This window comes from Nocardia sp. NPDC003999 (assembly GCF_053604885.1).
On the sequence record NZ_JBSGIB010000018.1, the window covers coordinates 110553 to 134992 of the forward strand.

The 24440-nt window shown below is 67.7% G+C and carries 26 protein-coding genes; 16 read left to right on the forward strand and 10 right to left on the reverse strand.

What is annotated here, in order from left to right; genetic code table 11:
- The first annotated feature begins 245 nt into the window (after window positions 1-245).
- Complete coding sequence (locus ACWESM_RS28250) at window positions 246-698, forward strand: DUF6325 family protein (RefSeq protein WP_364430402.1); 453 nt, start codon at window positions 246-248, stop codon at window positions 696-698.
- Window positions 699-707: 9 nt separating this feature from the next.
- The gene (locus ACWESM_RS28255; RefSeq protein ID WP_364430399.1) at window positions 708-1034 is read left to right on the forward strand and encodes an SHOCT domain-containing protein; all 327 of its coding nucleotides are present in this window, start codon (window positions 708-710) and stop codon (window positions 1032-1034) included.
- Window positions 1035-1052: 18 nt separating this feature from the next.
- Here the strand turns inward: ACWESM_RS28255 and ACWESM_RS28260 are convergent, their stop codons facing one another.
- Complete coding sequence (locus ACWESM_RS28260; RefSeq protein WP_452494296.1) at window positions 1053-1520, reverse strand: PLDc N-terminal domain-containing protein; 468 nt, start codon at window positions 1518-1520, stop codon at window positions 1053-1055.
- 716 nt (window positions 1521-2236) lie between these two features.
- On the opposite strand from ACWESM_RS28260, the gene ACWESM_RS28265 reads away from it, so the two are divergent.
- The 3 genes from ACWESM_RS28265 to ACWESM_RS28275 are packed head-to-tail and all read left to right on the forward strand — an operon-like array spanning window position 2237 to window position 4908.
- Window positions 2237-3160 carry an ABC transporter substrate-binding protein gene (locus ACWESM_RS28265; RefSeq protein ID WP_364430393.1) on the forward strand — a complete coding sequence of 308 codons (924 nt, stop codon included), beginning with the start codon at window positions 2237-2239 and terminating at the stop codon, window positions 3158-3160.
- 3 nt (window positions 3161-3163) lie between these two features.
- A complete protein-coding gene (locus ACWESM_RS28270) occupies window positions 3164-4123 on the forward strand; it encodes an amino acid ABC transporter permease (RefSeq protein ID WP_355078232.1) in 960 nt (319 codons plus the stop codon).
- 32 nt (window positions 4124-4155) lie between these two features.
- The gene (locus tag ACWESM_RS28275) at window positions 4156-4908 is read left to right on the forward strand and encodes an amino acid ABC transporter ATP-binding protein (protein ID WP_355078343.1); all 753 of its coding nucleotides are present in this window, start codon (window positions 4156-4158) and stop codon (window positions 4906-4908) included.
- 5 nt (window positions 4909-4913) lie between these two features.
- Here ACWESM_RS28275 and ACWESM_RS28280 read toward each other — a convergent pair whose 3' ends face one another.
- Window positions 4914-5813 (reverse strand): LysR family transcriptional regulator, encoded by a 900-nt coding sequence (locus tag ACWESM_RS28280; protein ID WP_364430389.1) that lies wholly within the window; start codon window positions 5811-5813, stop codon window positions 4914-4916.
- A gap of 71 nt (window positions 5814-5884) precedes the next feature.
- On the opposite strand from ACWESM_RS28280, the gene ACWESM_RS28285 reads away from it, so the two are divergent.
- The 4 genes from ACWESM_RS28285 (at window position 5885) to ACWESM_RS28300 (ending at window position 8792) form a co-directional block, all read left to right on the forward strand.
- Window positions 5885-7246, forward strand: coding sequence for an FAD-binding oxidoreductase (locus ACWESM_RS28285; protein ID WP_452494299.1), 1362 nt, complete (start codon window positions 5885-5887; stop codon window positions 7244-7246).
- Between the two features lie 80 nt (window positions 7247-7326).
- Window positions 7327-8211, forward strand: coding sequence for an SPFH domain-containing protein (locus ACWESM_RS28290; protein ID WP_355078229.1), 885 nt, complete (start codon window positions 7327-7329; stop codon window positions 8209-8211).
- 12 nt (window positions 8212-8223) lie between these two features.
- Window positions 8224-8382 carry a toxin-antitoxin system HicB family antitoxin gene (locus ACWESM_RS28295; protein WP_168434213.1) on the forward strand — a complete coding sequence of 53 codons (159 nt, stop codon included), beginning with the start codon at window positions 8224-8226 and terminating at the stop codon, window positions 8380-8382.
- 98 nt (window positions 8383-8480) lie between these two features.
- A complete protein-coding gene (locus ACWESM_RS28300; RefSeq protein WP_452494301.1) occupies window positions 8481-8792 on the forward strand; it encodes a hypothetical protein in 312 nt (103 codons plus the stop codon).
- On the opposite strand, the gene ACWESM_RS28305 is transcribed toward ACWESM_RS28300, so the two are convergent.
- Window positions 8770-9621 carry a class I SAM-dependent methyltransferase gene (locus ACWESM_RS28305; protein WP_355078227.1) on the reverse strand — a complete coding sequence of 284 codons (852 nt, stop codon included), beginning with the start codon at window positions 9619-9621 and terminating at the stop codon, window positions 8770-8772. The genes ACWESM_RS28300 and ACWESM_RS28305 overlap by 23 nt on opposite strands.
- Before the next feature lie 240 nt (window positions 9622-9861).
- Here ACWESM_RS28305 and rpsA point away from each other — a divergent pair, with 240 nt between their 5' ends.
- A complete protein-coding gene (gene rpsA, locus ACWESM_RS28310; protein ID WP_039797295.1) occupies window positions 9862-11328 on the forward strand; it encodes a 30S ribosomal protein S1 in 1467 nt (488 codons plus the stop codon).
- Window positions 11329-11399: 71 nt separating this feature from the next.
- On the opposite strand, the gene ACWESM_RS28315 is transcribed toward rpsA, so the two are convergent.
- Entirely contained in the window at window positions 11400-11939 is a 540-nt protein-coding gene (locus tag ACWESM_RS28315) for a hypothetical protein (RefSeq protein ID WP_355078226.1), read from the reverse strand.
- Window positions 11940-12094: 155 nt separating this feature from the next.
- Window positions 12095-12772 carry an NAD(P)-dependent oxidoreductase gene (locus ACWESM_RS28320; RefSeq protein ID WP_355078225.1) on the reverse strand — a complete coding sequence of 226 codons (678 nt, stop codon included), beginning with the start codon at window positions 12770-12772 and terminating at the stop codon, window positions 12095-12097.
- Between the two features lie 84 nt (window positions 12773-12856).
- Here ACWESM_RS28320 and ACWESM_RS28325 point away from each other — a divergent pair, with 84 nt between their 5' ends.
- Window positions 12857-13558, forward strand: a complete 702-nt coding sequence (locus tag ACWESM_RS28325) for a TetR/AcrR family transcriptional regulator (protein ID WP_356967854.1) — start codon at window positions 12857-12859, stop codon at window positions 13556-13558.
- A gap of 51 nt (window positions 13559-13609) precedes the next feature.
- Here ACWESM_RS28325 and ACWESM_RS28330 read toward each other — a convergent pair whose 3' ends face one another.
- Complete coding sequence (locus tag ACWESM_RS28330; protein ID WP_364430374.1) at window positions 13610-14206, reverse strand: TetR/AcrR family transcriptional regulator; 597 nt, start codon at window positions 14204-14206, stop codon at window positions 13610-13612.
- Between the two features lie 91 nt (window positions 14207-14297).
- On the opposite strand from ACWESM_RS28330, the gene ACWESM_RS28335 reads away from it, so the two are divergent.
- Window positions 14298-14633: a hypothetical protein gene (locus ACWESM_RS28335; RefSeq protein ID WP_355078222.1), complete on the forward strand. Its 336-nt coding sequence runs from the start codon at window positions 14298-14300 to the stop codon at window positions 14631-14633.
- 72 nt (window positions 14634-14705) lie between these two features.
- Here ACWESM_RS28335 and ACWESM_RS28340 read toward each other — a convergent pair whose 3' ends face one another.
- Complete coding sequence (locus ACWESM_RS28340; RefSeq protein ID WP_364430369.1) at window positions 14706-16142, reverse strand: MFS transporter; 1437 nt, start codon at window positions 16140-16142, stop codon at window positions 14706-14708.
- A gap of 100 nt (window positions 16143-16242) precedes the next feature.
- On the opposite strand from ACWESM_RS28340, the gene ACWESM_RS28345 reads away from it, so the two are divergent.
- Window positions 16243-16665, forward strand: coding sequence for a MarR family winged helix-turn-helix transcriptional regulator (locus ACWESM_RS28345; protein ID WP_355078220.1), 423 nt, complete (start codon window positions 16243-16245; stop codon window positions 16663-16665).
- 1090 nt (window positions 16666-17755) lie between these two features.
- Complete coding sequence (gene coaE, locus ACWESM_RS28350) at window positions 17756-18967, forward strand: dephospho-CoA kinase (RefSeq protein ID WP_452494306.1); 1212 nt, start codon at window positions 17756-17758, stop codon at window positions 18965-18967.
- A 58-nt stretch (window positions 18968-19025) separates the two neighbouring features.
- Here the strand turns inward: coaE and ACWESM_RS28355 are convergent, their stop codons facing one another.
- Window positions 19026-19550, reverse strand: coding sequence for a DUF402 domain-containing protein (locus tag ACWESM_RS28355; protein ID WP_452494308.1), 525 nt, complete (start codon window positions 19548-19550; stop codon window positions 19026-19028).
- Between the two features lie 57 nt (window positions 19551-19607).
- Window positions 19608-20258, reverse strand: coding sequence for a DUF402 domain-containing protein (locus ACWESM_RS28360; protein WP_356967866.1), 651 nt, complete (start codon window positions 20256-20258; stop codon window positions 19608-19610).
- Window positions 20259-20758: 500 nt separating this feature from the next.
- Between ACWESM_RS28360 and uvrB the strand changes: the two genes are divergently transcribed.
- Complete coding sequence (uvrB, locus tag ACWESM_RS28365; protein ID WP_356967868.1) at window positions 20759-22948, forward strand: excinuclease ABC subunit UvrB; 2190 nt, start codon at window positions 20759-20761, stop codon at window positions 22946-22948.
- A 65-nt stretch (window positions 22949-23013) separates the two neighbouring features.
- Here the strand turns inward: uvrB and ACWESM_RS28370 are convergent, their stop codons facing one another.
- Complete coding sequence (locus tag ACWESM_RS28370) at window positions 23014-23484, reverse strand: VOC family protein (protein WP_355078215.1); 471 nt, start codon at window positions 23482-23484, stop codon at window positions 23014-23016.
- Window positions 23485-23536: 52 nt separating this feature from the next.
- Here ACWESM_RS28370 and ACWESM_RS28375 point away from each other — a divergent pair, with 52 nt between their 5' ends.
- On the forward strand, window positions 23537-24439 hold the full coding sequence (locus tag ACWESM_RS28375) for a helix-turn-helix domain-containing protein (protein WP_355078214.1): 903 nt from the start codon (window positions 23537-23539) through the stop codon (window positions 24437-24439).
- Window position 24440: the final 1 nt, after the last annotated feature.

Genomic DNA, 24440 nt, shown 5'->3' on the forward strand with positions numbered 1-24440 from the left:
CACGCCATGTCGGGACGGGCTTCGAACCTGAGGGTCCGGGCCGGGCTGAAGGTTTCGCGACCGGGTAGCGGTCGGCGGCGTACGCTATGACTGAGATTAGCATCGGGATGGCAGCCGAGTTCGAAGTTGTCATTTCTCGGATCCGGGATGCCGGTGCGTATTCCGGCAGACCTGTGAGAGGCCGATCGGTACGGCGGCCCGATTCGAACGAATTTCTCCATTTCGCAACGGAAAAGAGGCTTCCGGTGACCGATACCGATATCGACGCGATAGGCCCTATTGACTATCTCGTTATCGAATTTCCCCCGGATCGACCCCCGGACGGTTCGGCGCTGCCCATGCTGGCCGACCTCGTCGAGCGCGGCATAGTCCGGGTCCTCGATCTGGCGTTCGTCCGCAAGGACACCGACGGTTCCCTCACCGGAATCGACATCGCCGACATGGGACTCGAAGGGGACTTCGACATCACCCTGTTCGCGGAGGCGGGCTCGGGCCTGCTCGACGAAGCCGACCGCAGGGAAGCCGGGGCGGCGCTCGAACCGGGATGTTCGGCCGCGATCCTGGTCTACGAGAACAGGTGGGCGGCGCCTTTCGCGTCCGCGTTGCGCCGCAACGGCGCTCAGCTCGTGGCCTCCGGGCGCATCCCGGTGCAAAGCCTTTTGTCGTCGTTGGATGCCCTCGAGGCACAGAGTCGATAGGAGACAGTCATGCCAGGTTTGCTTCGCGGAGTCGCCCGCACCGCCGTCGTCGCGGGCACCGCGACCGCCGTCTCCAATCGGGTCTCCCGACGTCAGGGGGACCGCTGGGCGGCGCAGGAACAGTCGCAGTACGACCCGTACGCGCAACAGCAGTACGCGCAGCAGCAGTATGCGCAGCAACCCGCCGCGCCGCAGCCCGCGCCCGCACCGCCGAGTGGCGGCGGTGCGGGCATGGACCGGATCACCGCGTTGAAGGAACTCGCCGAACTCAAAGCTCAGGGCGTACTCACGGAACCCGAATTCGAGGCCGAGAAGGCCCGCATCCTCGCTTCCTGAGCGCGAGACCGGCGCTGGTCACCGACCCGCAGGCCGGGTGGGCGCCCCGCTCGGTTGCGGCGTCGGCGTCGGCGCCGCGCCCGCTTGCGGCGCCGCACCGGGCTGCTGTCCTGCCAGTGCCTGGGCCTTGAGTTGCTCGAATTCGGCCACGGTGATCGCGCCGGAGTCGAGGAGGGCTTTGGCGTCGGCGATACTCTCCGCGGGAGACCTGCCAGCGACCTCCCGGATGTACTGGTCGGTGGCTTGTTTCGCTTCTGCCTGGGCATGTTGGGCGCGCAGGGCCATGCCCCGGCCCCGGACGACGAGGTAGACCAATGCCGCGAGGTAAGGGAACACCACCAAGGCGATCACCCACACGGCTTTGGCGAAGCCCGAGACGGAGTGATCCCGGAACAGATCGACCAGAATCTGGAACAGCACGATCAGGTATGCCACGAAAGCGAATACGAGGATCGTGTACCACACGTAGTCCCAGAACGAATCCATGATGTGAACCTCCTCTGACGAGCCCGCGGCGCATTCGAAATCCGCGGCTCACCATGTCCTGGATCGGACCGTCGGACGGCCCGGTGGCCGGAAAACAAACCTTTCTCTGTGCGCTTGCCGGGCTCTGCCTGCCGTATATCTCTTTGTTCGGTAGGCCGGCCCGCATCGGTGCTCGGGGCGGGCGTCGGTGCGAAGCGTCCGAAAGAGGGAACGTTTCACCGCCGCCGTGTCGCTCGAATATTCGAGGGCACATCAATTTTCGAGTGTCCGGACAGTCGTTCGGTTCATCCGTCGATCCGGAGAAACTCGTCCGGCCCGAAAAGACCGGCAAATAATCATCGGCGCTGGCGGAGGCGTCGTCAAGATTGCCGGGGAATTCGGCGCCGGTGCCGCAACGGCGTCGTCGCGCGAACGGAGCCGGTGTCCGATGGACCGCGTGCGCGGATGTGAGCGCCGTGTCCACCGCCACGCCCCGGACAGCACGCGTGGGAAGAGCCGCGGCGTACGGCGGCGGAACCGGGCCGACGCAGAGCCCGAGCCGACGTCGTTCATTCGATCCGCGGAGCGGCACCCGGCGGAGTAGGGTCTCCCCGCCGGCGCCCCGGCACGGGGCGCGCGAGCAGATCGTGTTGCTGTTGCATTACTGTCCAGCGCGGAGCGGCCCGGTCGCTTAAATTGCCAAACGGGTGATGACGCCCGGGTAGCGTGGAGCCAAAATGTGGAGGGCTGCTGTGTCTGATCGTTCGTTTCTCGGCAGGCGCGCCCTGCGAGCCGCCACGGGCGCGCTCGCCGCGGGCGCACTGGTGCTGACCGGATGTACCACCAACACCGAGGACACCGGACCCTCGGTGGCCAAGGTGCAGGTGGACAAGGTCGACGAGATCGCCGCACAACTCCCCGACAAGATCAAGCAATCCGGCCGGCTCGTCGTCGGCGTGAACATCCCCTACCAGCCGAACGAGTACAAGGACGCCAGTGGCCGGATCGTCGGCTTCGACGTGGACCTGATGGACGCGATCGCCTCCGTGCTCGGCGTCAAGGCCGAGTACCTCGAGTCGGCCTTCGAGAAGATCATCCCCTCGATCCAGGCGGGCACCTACGACGTGGGCATGTCGTCGATCACCGACTCCAAGGAACGTGAGCAACAGGTCGACTTCACCACCTACTTCAACGCGGGCATCCAGTGGGCCCAGCAGAAGGGCAAGCCGGTCGATCCGGAGAACGCCTGCGGCAAGAAGGTCGCCGTGCAGGCCACCACCGTGGAGCACACCGACGAGGTGCCCGCCAAGAGCGCCAAGTGCGTCGCCGCGGGCAAGCCCGCCATCGATATCAAGTCGTTCGACGAGCAGAGCGCCGCGACCAACGCGCTGGTGCTCGGTCAGGTCGACGCCATGTCGGCCGATTCGCCGGTGACGGCGTACGCGATCAAGCAGAGCGGCGGCAAGATCGAGAACGCGGGGCCGGTGTTCGACTCCGCGCCCTACGGCTGGGCGGTGCCCAAGGGCGCGCCGCTGGCCGCCGTGCTGCAGAAGGCGGTCCAGCACCTGATCGACACGGGCAAATACGCCGAGATCACGAAGAACTGGGGCGTGCAGGAAGGCGCGATCACGAAGTCCGTCGTCAACGGCGCCGTGAGCTGATCGATGACGGACAACGACACTCGGCCGGCGCCCGGCGATCCCGGGCCCGGCGGAGCGGATTCGACGCGGGAGCCGGAGCCGATCAAAGCGGTTCCGCTGCGCAGGCCGGGGCGCTGGATAGCGGCGGCGGTCATCCTCGTCCTGGTGGGGTTGTTCGTCTACGGCGCCGCCACGAACCCGGCCTATCGCTGGGATACCTATGGGAAGTACCTGTTCGACACCAGGATCACGGCAGGCGCGATCGTCACGCTGGAACTCACCGTGTGCGCGATGGCGATCGCGGTCGTGCTCGGAACGGTGCTGGCCGTGATGCGGCTGTCGCCGAACCCGGTATTGCGCAGCTCGGCATGGGTGTACCTCTGGATCTTCCGTGGCACCCCGGTGTTCGTGCAGCTCGTGTTCTGGGGGCTGGTCCCGTCGCTGTACAGCCGGATCCAGCTCGGCGTTCCGTTCGGGCCGGAGTTCTTCCACCTCGACGTGCAGCAACTGCAGGCCGCGTTCGCCTTCGCCGTCCTCGGCCTCGGGCTCAACGAAGCGGCGTACATGGCCGAGATCGTGCGGGCCGGGATCAATTCCGTCGGTGAAGGGCAGCGGGAAGCGTCGCTGGCGCTCGGCATGTCCTGGAGTCAGACCATGCGCCGCACGGTGCTGCCGCAGGCCATGCGCGTGATCATCCCGCCGACCGGCAACGAGCTCATCGGCATGCTGAAGACCACCTCGCTGGTCACCGGCATCCCGCTGAGCACCGATCTGTTCGGCCGGGCGCGGGACATCTACGGCGTGAACTTCCAGCCCATTCCGCTGCTGTTGGTCGCCGCCACCTGGTATCTGGCGATCACGAGTGTGCTCATGGTCGGGCAGTACTACTTGGAGCGCTACTACTCGCGCGGCGTCTCCCGCACGCTGACCACCAAGCAGCTGCAGGAGCTGGCCGACGCCCAGCAGGGGGAGAAGGCCAAATGAGCGTGCAGGTCGAGAAGACCACGGCCCCTCCGATGGTCCTGGCGGACCGGGTCTGCAAGAACTTCGGCGCACTGCAGGTGCTCAAGGGCGTCTCCCTCGAGGTGGGCCGCGGCGAAGTGCTGTGCCTGATCGGGCCGTCCGGCTCGGGTAAGTCCACCTTCCTGCGCTGCATCAATCACCTGGAGCAGGTGAACGCGGGCAGGCTGTACGTCGACGGCGAGATCGTGGGCTACCGGGAGAAGAACGACAAGCTCTACGAGATGCACCCGCGTGATGCGGCAAAGCAGCGCCGCGAGATCGGCATGGTGTTCCAGCATTTCAATCTGTTCCCGCACCGGACGGCGCTGGACAACATCATCGAGGCGCCCACCCAGGTCAAGAAGGTGCGTAAAGCGGAGGCGGTGACCAGGGCGCGTGAGCTGCTGGACCGGGTCGGGCTGGCGGACAAGGCGAACGCCTACCCGGCGCAGCTGTCCGGCGGGCAGCAGCAGCGCGTCGCGATCGCCCGTGCCCTGGCCATGGACCCCAAGCTCATGCTGTTCGACGAGCCGACCTCGGCGCTGGATCCGGAGCTGGTCGGTGAGGTCCTCACGGTCATGCGGGAACTGGCCCGCTCGGGCATGACGATGGTCGTGGTGACCCATGAGATGGGATTCGCCCGCGAGGTCGCCGACCAGCTGGCGTTCATGGACGGCGGCGTGGTCGTCGAGTCGGGGCCGCCCAGACAACTGCTGGCGGATCCGCAGCACGAGCGCACCAAGGCGTTCCTCTCGCGACTGCTCTGAGGAGGTTACGTCCCGGCGCGCAGCGCGATGCGCAGCTGTCCGAGCAGCACTTTGGCTGCCGGACTCGCAGGACGGTCGGTGCGCCAGACCAGTGCGAGGCGCCCGCGCGGTTCCGGTTCGACGATCCGGACGGTCCGCACCCCGAAGGCCGCGGCCTCCTCGGTGCTGAGCGCGGGCACGACCGCGACACCGAGACCGCGCGCGGCCAAGCGCAGCAGCAGCGCGGGCGCCGCCGCCTCGTAGGCGATCGCGGGCTCGAATCCCGCCGCGGCGCATGCCCGCTCGAAGACGCCGCGGATTCCGGTGCCGGGGGTGAGACAGATCAGCGGACGATCCCGCAGCGCGGTCAGCGGGATCTCCGCACCGTAGTCGAGGTCCGCCACCGCGACGGCGGCAACCACCGCGGTCTCCAGCACCACTTCGATGCCGATGCCCGGTTCGAGGTCCGCGCCGGTCACCCCGATCAGGGCGATGTCGAGATCACCCCGGCCGAGGGCGGCGAGCATCCGCTCGGAGGTGTCCTCGGTGAGGCTGATGCCGACCTCGGGGTGGTCCCCGTGGAATTCGGCGAGCACGGCGGCGACGTCGAACTCCTCGACCGCCGCTCCCGAGATCAGGCCGACTCGGACCTGACCCCGCAGCAACCCGCTGAACTCGTCCACCGTATGGGTGATCCGCTCGGCGGCGGCCAGCGCCGCCTGCGCGTGCCGCAGAACGGCGGCGCCCACCTCGGTCAGGGTCACCGTACGCCCCCCACGGTCGAGCAGCGGTTGGCCGAGTTCGCGCTCCAGCTGCCGGATCTGGGCGCTCAGGCCGGGTTGGGCCAGATGCAGCCGAGCCGCCGCGCGGGTGAAGCTCGCTTCCTGGGCGACCGTGACGAAGTACCGTAGCTGACGCAGCTCCATAATCGATCATTATAGGAACTAGAAGAACTATCTGTTTTACTTCTTCACCCTGGCCGGGCAGGGTCGAAGCCATGGGAAACAACGCCGCACAGATCGAAGAAAACAGCGACATCTTCACCGGCCCGGTCTTCCGCCCTGGCGACGACGGTTACGACGCCGAGATCGCCGGGTTCCAGACCGCCTACACCCATCGGCCCGCGCTGATCGTGGGCGCGGTGCACACCGAGGACGTGCGCGCGGCCGTGGAATACGCCGCGCGCCACGATCTGCCGATCGCCGTGCAGGCCACCGGCCACGGACTGTCGGTCGCCGCGGACGGCGGTGTGCTGATCAGCACCGGGCGCATGACCGACCTCCGGATCGATCCGGTGCGCCGGACCGCGCATGTCCGCGCGGGAGTGCGGGCGGGCGCGCTGGTCGACGCGGCGGCCGAGCACGGACTGGCGCCGCTGAACGGTTCGTCGCTGTCGGTGGGCGTGGTCGGCTATCTGCTCGGCGGCGGCGTCGGTCTGCTCGCGCGCCGGTTCGGGTACGCGGCCGAGCACGTGCGATCGATCGAGCTGGTCACCGCCGACGGCCGGGTGCGCACGCTGACGCCGGACGACGAGTTGTTCGGCGCCGTACTCGGCAGCGGGGGCAACTTCGGCGTCGTGACCGCGCTGGAAGTCGGCCTGGTCCCGGTCATCACGGTGTACGGCGGACAGCTGGTGTTCGACACGCCGCTGGTCGAGCGGGCGCTGGACGCGTGGCGACGATGGACCGCGACCGTGCCGGAAAATCTCACCTCGACGGTCACCATGCTCGCCTTCCCGGATATCCCCCAGGTGCCCGCGCCGCTGCGCGGACGGTACGTCGCCTCCGCACGGATCGCTTACAACGGGCCCGCGGAAGAAGGGGAACGGCTGGTCGCGCCACTGCGGGCGGTGGGGGAACGGCTGAAGGACGATCTGCGCGAAATGCCGTACCCGGAGTCGCACACCATTCACAGCGACCCTGATCATCCACACGCCTATGCCGCTACCAACGCGCTACTCGGCGAATTCACCGAGGAGACGGCCGCTGCCCTCCTCGCCGCCGCGGGCCCGGATTCCGGGGCGGGCGCGGTCGTCGACGTCCGTCATCTCGGCGGGGCACTGGCCCGCCCGAGCGATACCGGCATCGCCGTGGATCATCGCGAGGCCGCGTATGTCGTGCGAATCATCACCGGCCCCGAGGGTGCCGCGACTCGCGCCGCGATCCGCGCCGCGCTGACGCCGTGGACGCTCGGGCACAGCCTCAATTTCCTCTACGGCGCGGGCGCCGAAGCGGACGAGGCGCAGACCCGCGCGGGTTACCGGCCCGACACCTACGCCCGGCTGGCCGCGCTCAAGGCCGAGCACGATCCGCGCAATCTGTTCCGCTTCAACCGCAACATCCGGCCGGAAGGCCGCTGATCGCACCGCCACCGCGCCCTGGTGTGGCGCGGCGGCGTCATGCTATCTTCGTGATATCACTCTGATATTGGGAGAATGTCATGCAGTTTCGATCCGCGTTCCACGTCGACGGCTTTCTGGTGCTGCTCGGGTGGTTCGTGCTCACGGTCTTGTTCGGCGGCGGCGCGGCGCTCGGTTTCGCCGTGGGCGCCAGGGACGGCAACGGCTTCGCGGTGGCCGGTGCGGTGGCGGCGGTCGTCGTGGTCGTCGTCCTGCTGCTGCTCGCGACCGGGCTGACCGTGGTGAACCCGAACGAGGCCAAGGTGGTGCAGTTCTTCGGCCGCTACGTCGGCTCGGTGAGCGAGCCCGGCTTCTATTCCGTGCTCCCGCTGACCGACCGCAAGAGCATCTCGCTGCGCGTGCGGAACTTCGAGACCCAGAAGCTCAAGGTCAACGACGCCGACGGCAACCCGGTGGAGATCGCCGCGGTGGTCGTCTACCGGGTGGTGGACAGCTTCAAGGCGGCCTTCGCCGTCGACGACTACGAGGAGTACGTCGAGACCCAGTCCGAGGCGGCCGTCCGGCACCTGGCCACGACGCACCCGTATGACGCGCACGAGGCCGACCGCACCAGCCTGCGCGACGGCGCGGAGGTGGCCGGGGAACTGACCGTCGAACTGCGTGAACGCACCGAAATGGCGGGTATCGAGGTGCTGGAGGCGCGGATCACCCACCTCGCCTACGCGCCCGAGATCGCCCAGGCCATGCTGGTCCGCCAGCAGGCCGCCCAGGTGGTCGCCGCGCGGACCCGGATCGTCGAGGGCGCGGTCGGCATGGTCGGCTTGGCGCTGGAGCGGCTCGCTCAGGAGGGCATGGTGGAACTGGACGAGGAGCGCAAGGCGGCGATGGTGTCGAACCTGCTCGTCGTGTTGTGCGGTGACCGTCCCACCCAGCCCGTCGTCAACGCCGGTTCGCTCTACTCCTGAGGCGGGCTGCCCATGGCCGAGCGCAAGAAACTGCTGCTACGCCTGGACCCGGCCGTCCACGACGCCATCGCGAAGTGGGCGGCCGACGACCTGCGCAGCATCAACGCCCAGATCGAGTACGCGCTGCGCCTGGCGCTGGAGCAGGCCGGACGCAAACCGAAGTCGCAGTGACACGACCTCGATACCGATCAGAGATGGTGCCCCGGCCCGAGGGCGCGAAGACTTGCAAGGTGTCAGCAAATGTCCGGCCATCGGAACCGAAAGGGGAAATGATGACCACGGTCGTGCACATCGATGACACCGTCCGCGATTACGAGACGTGGAAGCCCGCCTTCGACGGTCTGGTGCAGTACTACACCGAGGCGGGAGCCCGCAACTGCCGGGTGGCGCGGTTCACGCACAACCCCAACCGGGTGCTCATCGAGCTGGACTTCGACACCATGGCGGAGGCCGAAGCCTTCCGGGACGGTCTGCACAAGCTGATCGACCTGCCGCGGACGCAGATGCTACTGGTCAGCCACGAGGTCTCCATCCTCGAGCTGGTCGATGACCGCCGCCTCACGGCCCGGGCTTCCTCGTGACGAAGATGGCCGTACCGGGGAAAAGCTCACCGCGCAGCGGGCTCCACTGCCCCCATTCGCGGTCGAGCCATTCCGGCCACTCCGGTTCGACGATGTCCTCCAGCACCAGGCCCGCCGCGACGATCTCCCTGACCCGGTCGCCGATGGTCCGGTGGTGCTCGACGTAGGTGGGCACGTCGTCGCCGTCGACCTCGACGTAAGGGGTGCGGTCGAAGTACGGGATGGTGGCGGTCAGGCCCGCCGGGCCGGGATCGTCCGGGAAGATCCAGCGCATCGGGTGGTTCACCGAGAACACCCAGCGCCCACCGGGGCGCAGCACTCGCGCGACCTCGCGCATCACCTGCGCCGAATCGGCGACGAACGGCACCGCGCCGAACGCCGAGCAGGCCAGATCGAACGACGCGTCCGCGAACGGAAGGGCCTCGGCGTCCGCCTGCACCAGCGGCACTCGCGGGCCGCCGCGCGCCATCACCGCGAGGCCCCGCTCGAGCATCCCGCGCGACAGGTCGAGCCCGACGGGACGCGCGCCCTGCCCCGCCAGCCAGCGCGAGCACGGAGCGGAGCCGCAGCCGATCTCCAGCACCGCTTTGCCGGTGACGTCGCCGAGGAATCTCATGTCGCCTTCGTGCAGGCCCTCCGGGCACCACACGAACTCGCCGCCGGGGGAGTCCACGCCGAGGAACTCCGCGTGCGTCTCGTGGTACTGCGCGGCGTCGGCGTCCCACCATCGCCTGCTGGCCAGTCTGCTGGCCGCCGATCCGATCCGGGTCCGCACCGTGCCCGTCGTTCCGAGCAGTGCGTTTGCTTGCGCATGGCGATCTTCCGACACGCCGATCAGACTATCGGCGTGGCGACCCGACCGGTTTGCCCGCCCGGACCGAGGTCGCGTACGCTGAACGCGCGAGTGTCTTCCGTACAGCCGTACCGAAGTTCAACCCGTGCTGAGTTTCACGCGCGTCGCGTGCGGTACGTTCCTAGTGTCCGTCTTCACACTTCGCGGTGAGATCGCAGCGTACCGAAAGTTCCAATGTCCGCAACCGACCACAATCCGTCCGGAGCAAACCGACATATGCCCACCACCGTCACCTCGCCGCAGGTAGCCGTCAACGACATCGGCTCCGCCGAGGATTTCCTCGCCGCCATCGACGCCACGATCAAGTACTTCAACGACGGCGACATCGTCGAAGGAACCATCGTCAAGGTCGATCGCGACGAGGTCCTGCTCGACATCGGTTACAAGACCGAAGGCGTCATCCCCTCTCGTGAACTCTCCATCAAGCACGACGTCGACCCCAACGAGGTCGTTTCCGTGGGCGATGAGGTCGAGGCCCTTGTTCTCACCAAGGAGGACAAGGAAGGCCGCCTGATCCTGTCGAAGAAGCGGGCGCAGTACGAGCGTGCGTGGGGCACCATCGAGGAGCTCAAGGAGAAGGACGAGGCCGTCAAGGGCACCGTCATCGAGGTCGTCAAGGGCGGCCTGATCCTCGACATCGGCCTGCGCGGCTTCCTGCCCGCGTCGCTGGTCGAGATGCGGCGCGTCCGCGATCTCCAGCCGTACGTCGGCAAGGAGATCGAGGCCAAGATCATCGAGCTGGACAAGAACCGCAACAACGTCGTGCTCTCCCGCCGCGCCTGGCTGGAGCAGACCCAGTCCGAGGTGCGCAGCGAGTTCCTGCACCAGCTGCAGAAGGGCCAGGTCCGCAAGGGTGTGGTCTCCTCGATCGTCAACTTCGGCGCCTTCGTCGACCTGGGCGGCGTGGACGGTCTGGTGCACGTCTCCGAGCTGTCCTGGAAGCACATCGACCACCCGTCCGAGGTCGTCGAGGTCGGCAACGAGGTCACCGTCGAGGTGCTCGACGTCGATCTGGACCGCGAGCGCGTCTCGCTGTCGCTCAAGGCGACCCAGGAAGACCCGTGGCGTCAGTTCGCCCGCACCCACGCGATCGGCCAGATCGTGCCGGGCAAGGTCACCAAGCTCGTTCCGTTCGGCGCGTTCGTCCGCGTCGAGGAGGGCATCGAGGGCCTGGTGCACATCTCCGAGCTGGCCGAGCGCCACGTGGAGGTGCCGGACCAGGTCGTGGCCGTCGGCGACGACGCGATGGTCAAGGTCATCGACATCGACCTGGAGCGTCGCCGGATCTCGCTGAGCCTCAAGCAGGCCAACGAGGACTACCACGCCGAGTTCGACCCGTCGAAGTACGGCATGGCCGACAGCTACGACGAGCAGGGCAACTACATCTTCCCCGAGGGCTTCGACCCCGACACCAACGAGTGGCTCGAGGGCTTCGACAAGCAGCGCGAGGAGTGGGAGGGCCGCTACGCCGAGGCGGAGCGTCGCCACAAGATGCACACCGCGCAGATGGAGAAGATGGCGGCCGACGCCGCGGCCGAGGCCGCGAACGGCGGCGGCGCGTCGAACTACTCCTCCGAGAGCGGTTCGCAGTCCTCCGCGGGCCAGGCCGAGCCCGCCGGCGGTTCGCTGGCCAGCGACGCCCAGCTGGCGGCTCTGCGTGAGAAGCTGTCCGGCAACGCCTGATCGGCAATAGGCTGAACGACTGTGCCCCAACCGGGATTCGGTTGGGGCACAGTCGTTTTTCGGTGAGTTTTTCAGTCGTTCTCGTGCCGTGAGGCTTTCGTCGTGCCGCGTTGCACTCGTGGCGCGTGAGCGGGCGGCCGTAGCGCCTCATGTGGCGCCACCATCTGGGCCGTGGTGAGCGCGACGACCTGAATCTGCTCGAGCCGCAACCCGAGCGAGGCCAGCCGGGCGATGACGCCCAGCCGATGTTCCGGCAAGCCGGGGCGAATCACCAGCGGTTCCCGCTCCGATCGACGCAGAACGTAGGCTCGACGTTCGGCGTCGAACCGCACGGGGACACCGTCCCGGATCGCCCGGTAAGCGGCCAGATCCAGTGTGTTGTGCCGGATCGGGTCGATCAGCAGCGACTCGACGAATTGCTCCGCCTGCCGCAGGAACGGCTCTTGGTCCGACGGGTCCAGATGCTCGATCCGCTGGGCCACGCGGTACCGGTAATCCTCCGCGGCGGGGCGCAGCAGGGCACGGTGCCGCTCGATCTCCGCCGCGAAGGCCACGAGCTCTTCGTGGTCCACGGTGAGACGGTCGGGCGTCGAAGCAAGGACGTCGGGCATGGTGACCCCTATCTCTCGGGTTGCGGATTACTTTGTGTGGCAACCTGATCGACGTCCGACATCCCTTATTGTGCCGGAGGGGTCCGACAGAAACCGTGCGCGGCGCCCGGCTGTTCGCCCGTAGGCCCCGGGTTGTTCGGCAGGCGACTCCAGCCTCAGTAGCCCACGGTGAAGCGGCGCTGAACGAAACGCGGCTGCTCGGCCTCGTCGATGAGGGCGACCGCCACGTCTTCGGCGGAGAGGTCTCCGCCGCCGACCAAGAGTTGATCGCCGCCGATCCGGAAGCGGCCGGTGCGCTCGCCCGGAGCGATCCGCCCCGAGGAGGGGCTCAGGTAGGTCCAATTGCGGTTGGACAGCCGATAGATGTTCAACGCGTCGCGCAATGCGCGCACCACCCGCGCGTAGTCCGCGGGAACGTCGAGCACTTCGGTGAGGGTGCGAGTGAAATCGTCTCCGGTGTCCAGTAATTGGATGCCGGGCGCGACTTCCAGGCTGCCCGCCCCGCCCACCGCGATCAGCCGGACGCGCGGCTGCCGGTCGAGCGCGGCGACCATCGCCCGTGCGCCCACCACGAAGTCGTCCGCTCTGGCGATGGTGTCGGCGATGCCGTGCCCGGCGTTCACCGCGCTCACGACGACGTCGAGCCCGGCTATGGCCTCGGCGATGCTGTCGGTATCCAGCCAGTCGGCCACCGCCCACGTCGCGCTCCCCTCGCGGGTCGGGATACGCGCCGCGTCGCGAGTGAACGCGGTGACCCGGTGCCCCCGCCGCAGCGCTTCGGTGACCACGCGCGACCCGATGACGCCGGTCGCCCCGAAAACTCCGATGTCCACGATTCTCCTTAGCAATGTTCATTTACTACACGCTGTTCAGTAACAACACGGCAGATAGTATACAAACGCTGTAGGGTGTCAACCGTGGCCGAAATCGTGAGAAGTCGCCGGGAGCGCCTGCGCGCCCAGACGCTGGAGGACATCACGACGATCGCGATGCGGCTGCTCGCCGAGGGCGGTCCCGACGCGATCTCGCTGCGCGCCATCGCTCGCGAAATGGGCATGACGGCGGGCGCGATCTACGGCTACTTCGCCACCCGCGACGACCTGATCTCCACCCTCATCTCGGACGTCTACACCGCCTTGGTCGACCGGCTGGAAGCGGCGCGCGACGCCGTTCCGGCGGCGGATCCGGCCGGACGCATCATGGCCTGGGCCGAGGCCGTGCGCGCCTGGGCAATCGAACGGCCCGCCGAATTCCGGCTCATCTACGGCGACCCGGTGCCCGGTTATCGGCCGCCGCCGGGCGGACCCGCCGGCGCGGCCGAATTACGCGCCTGTACCGGCCTGGTCGGTCTCGCGGCCGCCGCGTGGCCACGGGCCGCGGCTACCCAGTCCGCGGGTGACTGCACGTGGTCCGACTTCGACGCGAGCTTGGTCGACCATGTCCGGTCCGACTTCCCGGATCTACCTCCCGACGCGCTCGCCCTCGCCCTGCGTCTGTGGGGCCGGATGCACGGCCCGATCGCACTGGAGGTGTACGGCCACCTGCGTCCACAGTCGCAGGACCCGGGGAAACTGTTCCGCGCCGAGATGCGCGACCTGGTTCGTTCGCTCGGCTTCTAGCCCGTCGGGTTCGGCGGCGGTTCCGCAGCGGCGTCGCGGAGCTCGGACGGTCTAGCGTGCCGGTCGTGTTCCCTCGTGCGATCCCGGTTCGGCGGGGCCGTGCGCGATGTCGTGAAAGGCGTTGCGCAGCAAGGCGATGATGCGCTGCGGCGGCGCGTCGCGCAGACCATCGAGTTCGAGCAGATGACGGCCGATCACCACGCCGATGGTGAGGGCTCCCAGCAATCCGGCGCGCAGGTCCGCCTCATCGTCGCGCAACTGCCCGGCCGCTTCCCGCTGTCGCGCGGTCATGGCCGCGCGTACCTCGTCGGCGGCGTCCGGGTGGGTGAGCATCGAGCGGATCGCCGCCAGCGTGTTGACCGGCTGGTCGGCGAGCTTGATGGCGAGCGCGTCGAGTAGGAGTTCGGCGACCTGCTCCGGCGTCCCGGTGATCGGGTGGTCGTCGGCGAAGACCGCGACCCGCGCGAACAAATTCTCTTTCGATCCGAAATAGCGCATCACCAGGCTCGGATCGGTGTCCGCCTCCGTCGCGACGGCCCGGATGGTCGTCCGGTCGTAGCCGATCTCCGCGAACAACCGGCCCGCCGCCGCCAGGATCCGTTCCTCCGTGTTGCGGCGCTGCTGGGCTCGGGTGGGAGTGGCATCCATGAATTCAGTCTACGTGCGTTGACTCAAAGGCCGCGCAGGGGTAGCTTTCGGTCTACAACTGTTGACCGAATTGGAGAGTGAGGTGGTAGCGATGTGGTCCACTGTCGCCCTGGCCCTCGGTGCCGGGATCCTGGGAGTGAACGCCGTTCCGCATTTCGTGAAAGGGATGATGGGGGAGGAGTTCCCGAACGTCACGGGTAACGCGCCCGTGCGCAACTCCGTGGCCGGATTCCTCGGACTGCTGCTGACGGCGCTGCTGGTGTACTGGGCCGACTTGGCGAGTCATCCATGGGTCGGTGCGGTGAGCATCGGCATCGGAGGCCTGAGCATGGCGGTCTTCCACGGTCTGGGTGGGGCTTACCGCCTCAATACCGCACTCGGGCTGCCGAATCCGCCTCGGCAGATGCACGCGGGTACGACTGCCTGACCCCGCGTTCCGGGCTGGTGCGGCTTCGGCGAGGCATCCGATGAGGTGTCTCGCCGTCGCCGGTCCATGAATTCAGCGAGCCGGTGCCGGAGCGGTGCCGGCTTTCGCTGTGATGCCGAGTGCCGCGAGGATCGCCGCCACCGCGAGAATCGCCGAGCTGATTTCGAATGCGAGCCGGAATCCCTGGGTGAGTGCGGATTCGGTGGAGATCCCGGACTCGAGCAACGCGGTGCTGCGGCTGATCGCGACGGTGCTGAGCACGCCGAGCCCGAACGCGCCGCCGAGCTGTTGCGTCGTCGTCACCAGTCCGGAGGCCAGTCCGGTGATGTCCTCGTGGGTTTCACCGACCGCCGCGATGGTGATCGACACGAACGCCAAGCCCATTCCGAACCCGGCGGCCAGCATGCCCGGCAACAGCTCGAGATAGCCTCCCGTGGGTGACAGCCGCGACAGCGCGAGCATGCCGAGACCGCAGGCGACCATCGCGGTGGTCAGAACCCAGCGGACGCCCAAACGTGGAGTGAGGGCCGCCGAAGTCGCGAAGCCCGCGATCACCAACGCGCAGAACGGCAGCCAGGCCGCTCCGGTTCGGGCCGGGCTGTAGTGCATGACCTGCTGCAGGTGGAGGGTGAGGAAGAACAACATCGACAGGATCGCCGAGCAGAACAGGACGTTGGCCGCGTTGGCGACCGCCCGATCCCGATCGCGGAAGAACGACAAGGGAATCAGGGGGGACGCGTGGCGCCGTTCGCGGACGAGGAACGCGAGCAGCAGCGCGAGACCCGCACCCAGCCGGAACGCCGTCGCGGCGAAGGATGCTCGGCCGCTGTCGATCAGCCCGTAGTCGAACGCCGCGACCGCCGCGGTGATCAGGGCTGCGCCGAGCCCGTCGATGCGCGGCCGCACGGCCTCGCTCCGGGTTCCCGTCTCGACCAGTCGTGGAATCGCGACCAGGGCGATCAGCGCCACCGGCACATTGATGAAGAAGCACCAACGCCAGCTCGCGTACTGAGTGATGACGCCGGAAAGCACCACGCCGAGCGTGGCCGCCAAGCCGCCGAGGCCGGCCCAGATGCCCAAGGCGCGACTTCGCGCCCGTGGGTCGGTGAACAATCCCGCGACGATGCTCAGCGCGGCCGGACTGGCGAGAGCGCCGCCGATGCCCTGACCCGCCCGGCTCGCCACCACCATCAAGCCGTTCTGCGCGAGGCCGGTGGTCAGTGACGCGACCGCGAACACGGTGACGCCCACCAGGAAGACGCGCTTGCCGCCGAACAGGTCGGCGCAACGTCCGCCGAAGATCAGGAACCCGCCGAACAGCAGGAGGTAGGCGTTGACGATCCAGGTCAGGTCGCTTTCGGACATGTGCAGCGAGCGCTGGATGGTGGGCAGTGCGACGTTGACCACGGTGTCGTCGAGATTCAGCATCATCTGCACCGAGCACAACAGCGTCAACGCCAGATAGCCGGACCTCAGGCCGGGGCGCGGTGCGATCGTCGAAGTAGTCATGGTTCCTTCATTGGTGGTGTACCACTATTACCGAGCTATGGTGACATCCGATTTAATGGTGGTCAACCACTAATTAGTGTGCCGTGGGTAGGCTGTGCCGGTGAGCGAACCGCAAGAGGTGCCGAGCATGGCGGAGTTGGTCGACGTGCTGCAGCGCGCGGTCGGGCTGGTGCGTGCGCATTTCGCCGCTGCCACAGCGCGTTTGGGCGTGACCCCGGCGCAGGCGAAGGCGCTGGGGCGACTGGCTACGCCCATGACGCCGAAGGATCTCTCCCGTCAGTTGGGTGCCGACCTGTCGAATACCGCGACCATGGTGGACCGCTTGGAGGCGCTGGGCTTGGTGCGCAAGGAGGTGCACCCCACCGATCGCCGCGCGCGCCTGCTGACTCTCACCGAGCGGGGAGAGGACCTCCGGAGAACTCTCGATCGAGAGGTGTTCGACAACGTGCCCGCACTGGCCGTGCTCGACGAACCGGAGCGCAGGCAACTGTACGGGCTGCTGCGCCGCGTGACGTCGGGCTGAGCGCCGCGAGAGACCCGGTAGCCCGGCTCGCTGCGGATGGTTTGCCAGGAGACGCACCACATCGAGAATCCGAAAGGCGTCGGCCGCTGGTGAAAGGCGATATCCCGCTGGCGATAATGCCGGGAATTCGGTCGTCGGCGCTTATGGGACCGTTCGGTGGGTCGAGTTGCGCGAGAAGCCGTGGAAACGGCGGCGGTTTCGGAGATGTTTTTCTCTCGTCCCGGTGACGGTCACGAATCGAAACCGAGTGCATGCCGTGTCGTCGCACGGCTTCGTCACCGAATCGGAGGAGAACTTTCGTAATTATTTACGATGTCACCCGGGCATCCGGGCCGCTCGGAGTTCGCGCTCGGGGAAGCACGGCTTATTCGGGGACGGTCGGCGCGGAGTTCCGCCGGAAGCGAGTTCACTGTCGCGGCCCGCCATCGATCTTGCATCTGTACTTACATTCTGTCCGGCCGATGTCGCGCACCGGGAACCGCGCTCACCGTTGGCACGCAAAACAGTGGCCCAGCCTTGGCGAGAGGCTGGGCCACTTCGAGCTCGGGTTCAGCTTGCGGTAGCAGGTACCCACCGGACCGCGGGTGCGGCCGGACGGTTCCGCATGGCAGCGAAACTGTGCCGCGCGGGACTGATGAACGCGGTGAACCAAGAGCGACGGTGCTCGGCGAGCGCCGCCGCGACAGCGGGGATCTGAATGCAGTGCACTCGCCCCGCCATGCCCAGGCGGTGGCGACCCGCCCGGTTGATTCTGGTGCCCAATGGTGTTCCTTTGCTTCGCTGGTGTCGGCCTGGATCGCCACGGCGAAGATTAGCGGAACGAAACTGATCGGCAGAGTATTTTGCCCGAGTAATTGCCTCGGCGTGTCGGAAAGTCGTCGCGGCCGAACCGTAAACATCCGGAATTGTTGCGAATCGGTCTCGGCGCTGTCACGGATCGGGCAAATGGCTTCCCGGGCGGTGGAATACGCGACCGCATCGGGTAATCGGCCGGATCGCCCGTCGACGGGCCGGGCCTACGAGGCGGACCGTCGCCGACGCGTTCGGGGCAGCACAGGCCCCTGCCAGGCCCGGATGCGAGACTGGTCGAATGTTACGAATCGGCCTCACCGGAGGCATGGGAGCGGGGAAGTCGACGGTGGCTCGCGCACTGGCCGACCTCGGCGCGGTGGTCATCGATTCCGACCTCATCGCCAGGGAGGTGGTCGAGCCGGGCACCGAGGGACTCGCCGCGCTGGTGGAGGCGTTCGGCGCAGGCATCCTCGCCGCGGACGGCAGTCTCGACCGGCCCGCCCTGGCCGCCGCGGCCTTCGGTGACGACGCGGCGCGCGCGAAACTGAATTCGATCGTGCACCCGCTCGTCGGAAAACGTACCGCGGAATTGATCGCGGCCGCACCCGCGGACGCCGTTGTGGTGCAGGATATTCCACTTCTGGTGGAAAACGGCCTGGCGCCGTTGATGAATCTCGTGCTCATCGTCGACGTCGACGCGGAAACGCGAATTCGCCGTTTGGTGGAATTCCGCGGTGTCGCCGAATCCGATGCGCGTGCGCGTATTTCGGCGCAGGCCACCGACGAGCAGCGCCGAGCCGTTGCCGATGTATTGCTGGACAACAGTGGCGCGCCGGGTGAGGTCGAGGCGGAGGTACGCGCGCTGTGGGCGGAGCGCCTGGTGCCCTTCGAGCGCAACCTGCGCGCCGGGACGCCCGCGCGACGCGGTGACATCCGGCTGGTGCCCGCCGATCCGGCCTGGCCCGCGCAGGCGCAGCGGCTGATCGCCAGGCTGTGGGTGGCCTGCGGCAGCGCCGCCTCCCGGATCGACCACGTCGGTTCCACGTCCGTGCCGGGCCTGCCCGCCAAGGACGTCATCGATCTGCAGATCACGGTCGCCGACCTGGCCGCCGCCGACGGCCTGCGCGATGCCATCGCCGCCGCGGGATTCCCGGCGCGGCCGGAGAGTACCCAGGACAATCCCAAGCCGACGCCGCAGGACCCGGCGGGCGTGGACACCGCGCTGTGGAGCAAGCGCTTCCACCAGAGCGCCGACCCCGGCCGGCTGGCCAACGTGCACGTGCGCGTCGAGGGTTCGCCGGGGCAGCAATACGCGCTGCTGCTGCGGGATTGGCTGCGTGCCGACGCCGGGGCTCGCGCGGAGTATCTCGCCGTCAAGCGTGAGGGTGAAGCCAAGGCGGCAGGGCTGACGGGCGCGGAGGCCACCGCCGCCTACCTCGACGTCAAAGAGCCCTGGTTCGACGCCGCGTATCCGCGGGCGCTCGCTTGGCGGGAGTCGTCGGCGCCTTAGCCGCTCCGGCCCCGTCCGTCCGCCGCGCCGATCGGGTCGGGTGTGCGCAGGTCCGGGACTACAGCCAGGTCAAGGTGATGTCCATGGTCTCCAGCCAGCCCTCGAAGGTGTGACCGTTCGCGGCGATGCCGTCGATGGCGGCGGTGGCGTGCTGCACCGCCGCCTCGGCGTCGGTGAGGCTGATCAGGCCCGCGGCGTGCGCGGCGATCAGCTCGTCGACGTCGAGCAGCTGCGTCTCGCGTGCGGAGCGCACGACGATGTCGAGGTAGTGATCGACGGACTTCCACTTCTTCGGGGCGACCGGCGTGAATTCACCGATGTCGAGGTAGTAGTCCTGGTCGCGCCGATGCGCGGGCAGGTAGTGGAAGATGGTCGCGCGCAGGTGCAGCTTCGGCAGCAACCAGGACTCGATGTAGTGGAACTGCGGGTGATCCGAGGTGCGCGCCATGTACAGGCCCCACGGCTCGACGTGGTACTTCTCGACCGGGCGCACGAAGCCTTTCGGATCCGTGTTCGTCAGGTCCGCGAGGTTGAAGTACTCGACTTTGGGCCGGTGCACGTCGACGATGGGTGCCTGCGTCATGCATCAAGAATCTACCGCCGTTCCCGGCGCGTCGAGCCGGAGGCAGTAATCCGCGGGCTACATCCAGGTGAGGGTGATGCCGTGGGTGGCGAGCCAGCCCTCCACGCGGTGATCGTGCGCGGCCAGCCCGTCCAGCACGGCCGTGGCCCGCTCGAACGCCCGGTGCGCCTGCGCCGTCTCGACCAGTCCCGCGGCATGCGCGGCGAGCAGTTCGTCGACGCCGAGCAGTTCGGCGGTGCCGCCGCGGCGCACGGCGATGGACAAGTACTGGTCCACCGCCTTCCAGCGTTTCTGGCCGACCCGGCTGAACTCGCCGACGTCGAGGCGGTAGACCGGTTCCCGGTGGTGCGCCGGGTTGGTCCGCGCCAGCGTCGCGCGCAACGAGAGTCCCGGCAGCAACCAGGATTCGAGGTAGTGCGAATCCGGTCCGCCGACCCGGCGGGCCATGTACAGGCCCCACGGCTCGACGTGGAAGCGGTCGACCGGGCGGACGAAGCCCTTGGCGTCGGTGTTGCTGAGTTCGGCCAGATTGAAGAACTCCACCCGCGGCCGGTGCGGCGCCGGTCTGACGGGAGCGATCGGCCCTGGTGGGGCGGCCATGACGGCGCCGGCGACGGAGGGAACCACCGCGCGGATGTCTCTGGCGACGTACCCGGCGATGCCGGTCACAGCCGGCACGGCGACGAGCAATGGAATCAGACCGCTCATGGCTTTTGTCCTTCACCACGTCCGAACAACCAGATCAGGTTACACCTGGGTCGGGGTGCTCGCGCGGTTCGCGATAAGGTGTTCTTCCACACGAAACCTGTTGCCGCAACGGACATTTCGGACATGTAACCGTTCGCGCCGAGCGCGGGTACGTGGGCTGTGAGGATGCGGTCGAGCGCAGGCCGCACGGCGAACTCCGTGCCGCCGAGGATGATAGGAGCGGGCTCGCACCGCTTCATCGAAAGTCGTTGAAATCGTTCGCTTTCGGTGTACCCACCGCGCGGTGTCGCTTATCCCCTTCTTCTCGATGGCCGACAGGCGGCTCGATCGCGTCCGCGCGTATCGGTGGCACGCGAACTCGGGAACTTTCGGCGAACGACCGGCCGGCGACCGCTTTCGATGTGATCGGTTTCACAGCGCCGAAGCGCGGGGCATCACCCGGCTCGTGACCGTCCGTTGTCCACGGGAACCTGTCGGTGGGTGGGCCTAGGCTGGTGAGCATGGCATTCGCAACCGAGATTCCGGCGGAGGGCTTCGAGGACAGGGCCGCCGAGCAGCCGCTCGCGCACTCGGAGTTCCGCCCGGTCGGCGAGATCGAGCGCGTCGGCGGCCGGTTCGAGGTGGTCAGCGAGCACCAGCCCGCGGGCGACCAGCCTGCCGCGATCGCCGAACTGGAGCGCAGGATCACCGCGGGGGAACGCGACGTGGTGCTGCTCGGCGCCACCGGTACCGGCAAGTCGGCCACGACGGCCTGGCTGATCGAGCGGTTGCAGCGGCCGACGCTGGTGATGGCGCCGAACAAGACGCTCGCCGCCCAGCTGGCCAACGAACTGCGCGAGATGCTGCCGAACAACGCCGTCGAGTACTTCGTCTCCTACTACGACTACTACCAACCCGAGGCGTACATCGCGCAGACCGACACCTACATCGAGAAGGACAGCTCGATCAACGACGACGTCGAGCGGCTGCGCCATTCGGCGACCTCGAGCCTGCTGTCCCGGCGCGATGTGGTGGTGGTCGCCTCGGTGTCGTGCATCTACGGCCTCGGCACGCCCCAGTCGTATCTCGACCGGTCGGTGCAGCTGCAGGTCGGCACCGAGATCGATCGGGACGCGCTGCTGCGGCTGCTGGTCGACGTGCAGTACACCCGCAACGACATGGCGTTCACCCGCGGCTCGTTCCGGGTGCGCGGCGACACCGTGGAGATCATCCCGTCCTACGAGGAACTCGCCGTTCGCATCGAGTTCTTCGGCGACGAGATCGAGGCGCTGTACTACCTGCACCCGCTCACCGGCGACGTCGTCCGTCAGGTCGACATGCTGCGGATCTTCCCCGCCACCCACTATGTGGCGGGCCCGGAGCGGATGGAGCGCGCGGTGCACGACATCGAGGCCGAGCTGGAGGACCGGCTCGCCGAGCTGGAACGTCAGGGCAAGCTGCTCGAGGCGCAACGGCTGCGCATGCGCACCCAATACGACCTGGAGATGATCCGGCAGGTCGGCTTCTGCTCCGGCATCGAGAACTACTCCCGCCACATCGACGGCCGCCCGGCCGGTTCGGCGCCCGCGACGCTGCTGGATTACTTCCCGGAGGACTTCCTGCTCGTCATCGACGAGTCGCACAACACCGTCCCGCAGATCGGCGGTATGTACGAGGGCGACATGTCCCGCAAGCGCAACCTGGTGGAGTACGGCTTCCGGTTGCCGTCCGCGGTGGACAACCGGCCGCTGACCTGGGAGGAATTCGCCGATCGGATCGGGCAGACGGTGTATCTGTCGGCGACTCCCGGTCCGTACGAACTCGGGCAGACCGGTGGCGAGGTGGTCGAGCAGGTCATCCGGCCGACCGGCCTGGTCGATCCGCAGGTCGTGGTGAAGCCGACGAAGGGGCAGATCGACGATCTGATCCACGAGATCAGGCAGCGCACCGAGCGTGACGAACGGGTCCTGGTCACCACGCTCACGAAGAAGATGGCCGAGGACCTCACCGACTACCTGCTCGGGCTGGGGGTCCGGGTGCGCTATCTGCACTCCGAGATCGACACCTTGCGCCGCGTCGAGCTGCTGCGGCAGCTGCGGCTCGGCGAATACGACGTGCTGGTGGGCATCAACCTGCTGCGCGAGGGCCTCGACCTGCCCGAGGTGTCGCTGGTGGCGATCCTCGACGCGGACAAGGAAGGATTTCTCCGCAGCACGACCGCGCTGATCCAGACGATCGGGCGCGCGGCGCGCAACGTCTCCGGCGAAGTGCACATGTACGCGGACAAGATCACCGACTCGATGCAGTTCGCCATCGACGAGACCGAACGCCGCCGCGCGAAACAGATCGCCTACAACGAGGAAATGGGCATCGATCCGAAGCCGCTGCGCAAGAAGATCGCCGACATCCTCGATCAGGTGTACCGCGAGGCCGACGAGACCGAGGTGGAGGTCGGTGGCTCCGGACGCAACGCCAGCCGGGGCAGACGCGCGCAAGGCGAGCCGGGGCGGGCGGTGAGCGCGGGTGTGTACGAGGGCCGCGACGTCAAGTCGATGCCGCGCGCCGAACTGGCCGATCTCGTGAAGGAACTCACCGCACAGATGATGAACGCGGCTCGGGAGTTGCAGTTCGAACTCGCCGGGCGGTTACGCGACGAGATCGCGGATCTGAAGAAGGAATTGCGCGGCATGGACGCCGCCGGGTTGAGTTGATCCGGGGCGCAGCGGCGCTGCCTCCGCGGTCCGTTCCCGGAACGACCGCGGAGGCAGCCGAGCCGTCAGGCCTGGGTGGCCATCCATTCGTTTACCCGGCGCTCGGCCTCTTCGCGCGAGACGTCCTCGACCTTGGTGAGCACCACCCAGCGGTGCCCGAAGGGATCGATCACCACGCCGAACCGGTCGCCGGTCACGAAGGTCTGCGGCTCCTCGACCTTGCGGGCGCCGTGTTCGACGGCGCGCCGCACTACGGCGTCGACATCGGGGCAGTAGTGCACGATCGAGGTGTGCACCCACTCGCCGTTCGGCGCCAGCACGCCGTTGTCCGGGATGGGCAGCCCCATCTGCAGGGTCGAGTCGCCGATCTTCAGTTCGGCGTGCGCGGGCTGCCCGTCGGGCATGTCGTTGCGAGTGACGACCTCGGCCTCGAAGACGGCGGTGTAGAAATCGATCGCTTTGTTGCCGTCGCCGACCGCGAGGAAACAGGTGATCGAGTGGTAGCCATCGGCAATGGGATTCACTGTGTTCGTCATGACCACTACTTTCGCCGGTCCGGGCCCCCGGGTCTTGTAAGAAAGCGACACCGTGCCGCGTAGCGCCGAATCATCCGCCGCCGAGCCGCCGCAGCCCCGCAATCCCTTCGCGCCCGAGGACACGAAGGGCATTCTGCATCCGGACGAGCAGGCGAAGCATCGCTCTCTGGTTCGCTTGCCGCCGGGTCCCGCGGTCGACCGCTACATCGAGTGGTACTGGGCGGTGAGCTGGGATCTGCGGGGCAGGCCGCCGTACCGGGCGGAGGTCCTGTCCTATCCGAGCGTGAACGTCACCTTCGAGCGATCCGAAACGCGCACCGGCGGATTCGTCAACGGCGTGACCACCACGAAATTCATCCGCGAACTCAGCGGGCTCGGGGAGACGTTCGGCATCCGCTTCCGTGCGGGCGGATTCGGCGCGTTCACCGGCCTGGATGTCGGCTCGTTCCGCGATCGCGCCGTGCCACTCGCCGACGTGCTGCCCGACGCCGCGAACTTGACCGAACGCGTGCTGGACGCGCCGACTGTCGAGCGGCGTCGCCACATCGTCGAGGAATACCTCGCCGACCACCCCGCGGTCGAGGACCCGACCTATCGGTCGGTGCTGCGCATCATCGACGCCATGGCCACCGACCAGGAGCTCACCAGGGTCGATCAGATCGCCGAGCGGTTCGATGTGCCCGCCCGCACGCTGCAGCGCATGTTCCGCCGCTACGTCGGCGCGGGGCCGAAATGGGTGCTGCGGCGCTATCGATTGCAGGACGGCGCCGATCTGCTCGCGAAAGGCCGTACCGAGGATCTCGCCGCGTTGGCCGCGGAACTGGGCTATTTCGACCAGGCCCATTTCTCGCGTGAGTTCACCGCGGAAGTGGGTATGGCACCCCTGGAATACGCCAAGAATTCCCTACGTCTCCGGAACGAGGTCACCGCCAAGGTCATCCCGGCGAGGGCTTAGT

Bases quoted from the DNA above. Each gene is read 5' to 3' on its own strand.
- ACWESM_RS28270 (WP_355078232.1), top strand. From the start codon at position 3,164: ATGACGGACAACGACACTCGGCCGGCGCCCGGCGATCCCGGGCCCGGC.
- ACWESM_RS28330 (WP_364430374.1), bottom strand. From the start codon at position 14,206: ATGGATGCCACTCCCACCCGAGCCCAGCAGCGCCGCAACACGGAGGAA.
- ACWESM_RS28340 (WP_364430369.1), bottom strand. From the start codon at position 16,142: ATGACTACTTCGACGATCGCACCGCGCCCCGGCCTGAGGTCCGGCTAT.
- ACWESM_RS28265 (WP_364430393.1), top strand. From the start codon at position 2,237: ATGTGGAGGGCTGCTGTGTCTGATCGTTCGTTTCTCGGCAGGCGCGCC.
- coaE (WP_452494306.1), top strand. From the start codon at position 17,756: ATGTTACGAATCGGCCTCACCGGAGGCATGGGAGCGGGGAAGTCGACG.
- ACWESM_RS28275 (WP_355078343.1), top strand. From the start codon at position 4,156: ATGGTCCTGGCGGACCGGGTCTGCAAGAACTTCGGCGCACTGCAGGTG.
- ACWESM_RS28280 (WP_364430389.1), bottom strand. From the start codon at position 5,813: ATGGAGCTGCGTCAGCTACGGTACTTCGTCACGGTCGCCCAGGAAGCG.
- ACWESM_RS28290 (WP_355078229.1), top strand. From the start codon at position 7,327: ATGCAGTTTCGATCCGCGTTCCACGTCGACGGCTTTCTGGTGCTGCTC.
- ACWESM_RS28295 (WP_168434213.1), top strand. From the start codon at position 8,224: ATGGCCGAGCGCAAGAAACTGCTGCTACGCCTGGACCCGGCCGTCCAC.
- ACWESM_RS28260 (WP_452494296.1), bottom strand. From the start codon at position 1,520: ATGGATTCGTTCTGGGACTACGTGTGGTACACGATCCTCGTATTCGCT.
- uvrB (WP_356967868.1), top strand. From the start codon at position 20,759: ATGGCATTCGCAACCGAGATTCCGGCGGAGGGCTTCGAGGACAGGGCC.
- ACWESM_RS28335 (WP_355078222.1), top strand. From the start codon at position 14,298: ATGTGGTCCACTGTCGCCCTGGCCCTCGGTGCCGGGATCCTGGGAGTG.
- ACWESM_RS28360 (WP_356967866.1), bottom strand. From the start codon at position 20,258: ATGAGCGGTCTGATTCCATTGCTCGTCGCCGTGCCGGCTGTGACCGGC.
- ACWESM_RS28315 (WP_355078226.1), bottom strand. From the start codon at position 11,939: ATGCCCGACGTCCTTGCTTCGACGCCCGACCGTCTCACCGTGGACCAC.
- ACWESM_RS28355 (WP_452494308.1), bottom strand. From the start codon at position 19,550: ATGACGCAGGCACCCATCGTCGACGTGCACCGGCCCAAAGTCGAGTAC.
- ACWESM_RS28370 (WP_355078215.1), bottom strand. From the start codon at position 23,484: ATGACGAACACAGTGAATCCCATTGCCGATGGCTACCACTCGATCACC.
- ACWESM_RS28285 (WP_452494299.1), top strand. From the start codon at position 5,885: ATGGGAAACAACGCCGCACAGATCGAAGAAAACAGCGACATCTTCACC.
- ACWESM_RS28300 (WP_452494301.1), top strand. From the start codon at position 8,481: ATGATGACCACGGTCGTGCACATCGATGACACCGTCCGCGATTACGAG.
- ACWESM_RS28255 (WP_364430399.1), top strand. From the start codon at position 708: ATGCCAGGTTTGCTTCGCGGAGTCGCCCGCACCGCCGTCGTCGCGGGC.
- rpsA (WP_039797295.1), top strand. From the start codon at position 9,862: ATGCCCACCACCGTCACCTCGCCGCAGGTAGCCGTCAACGACATCGGC.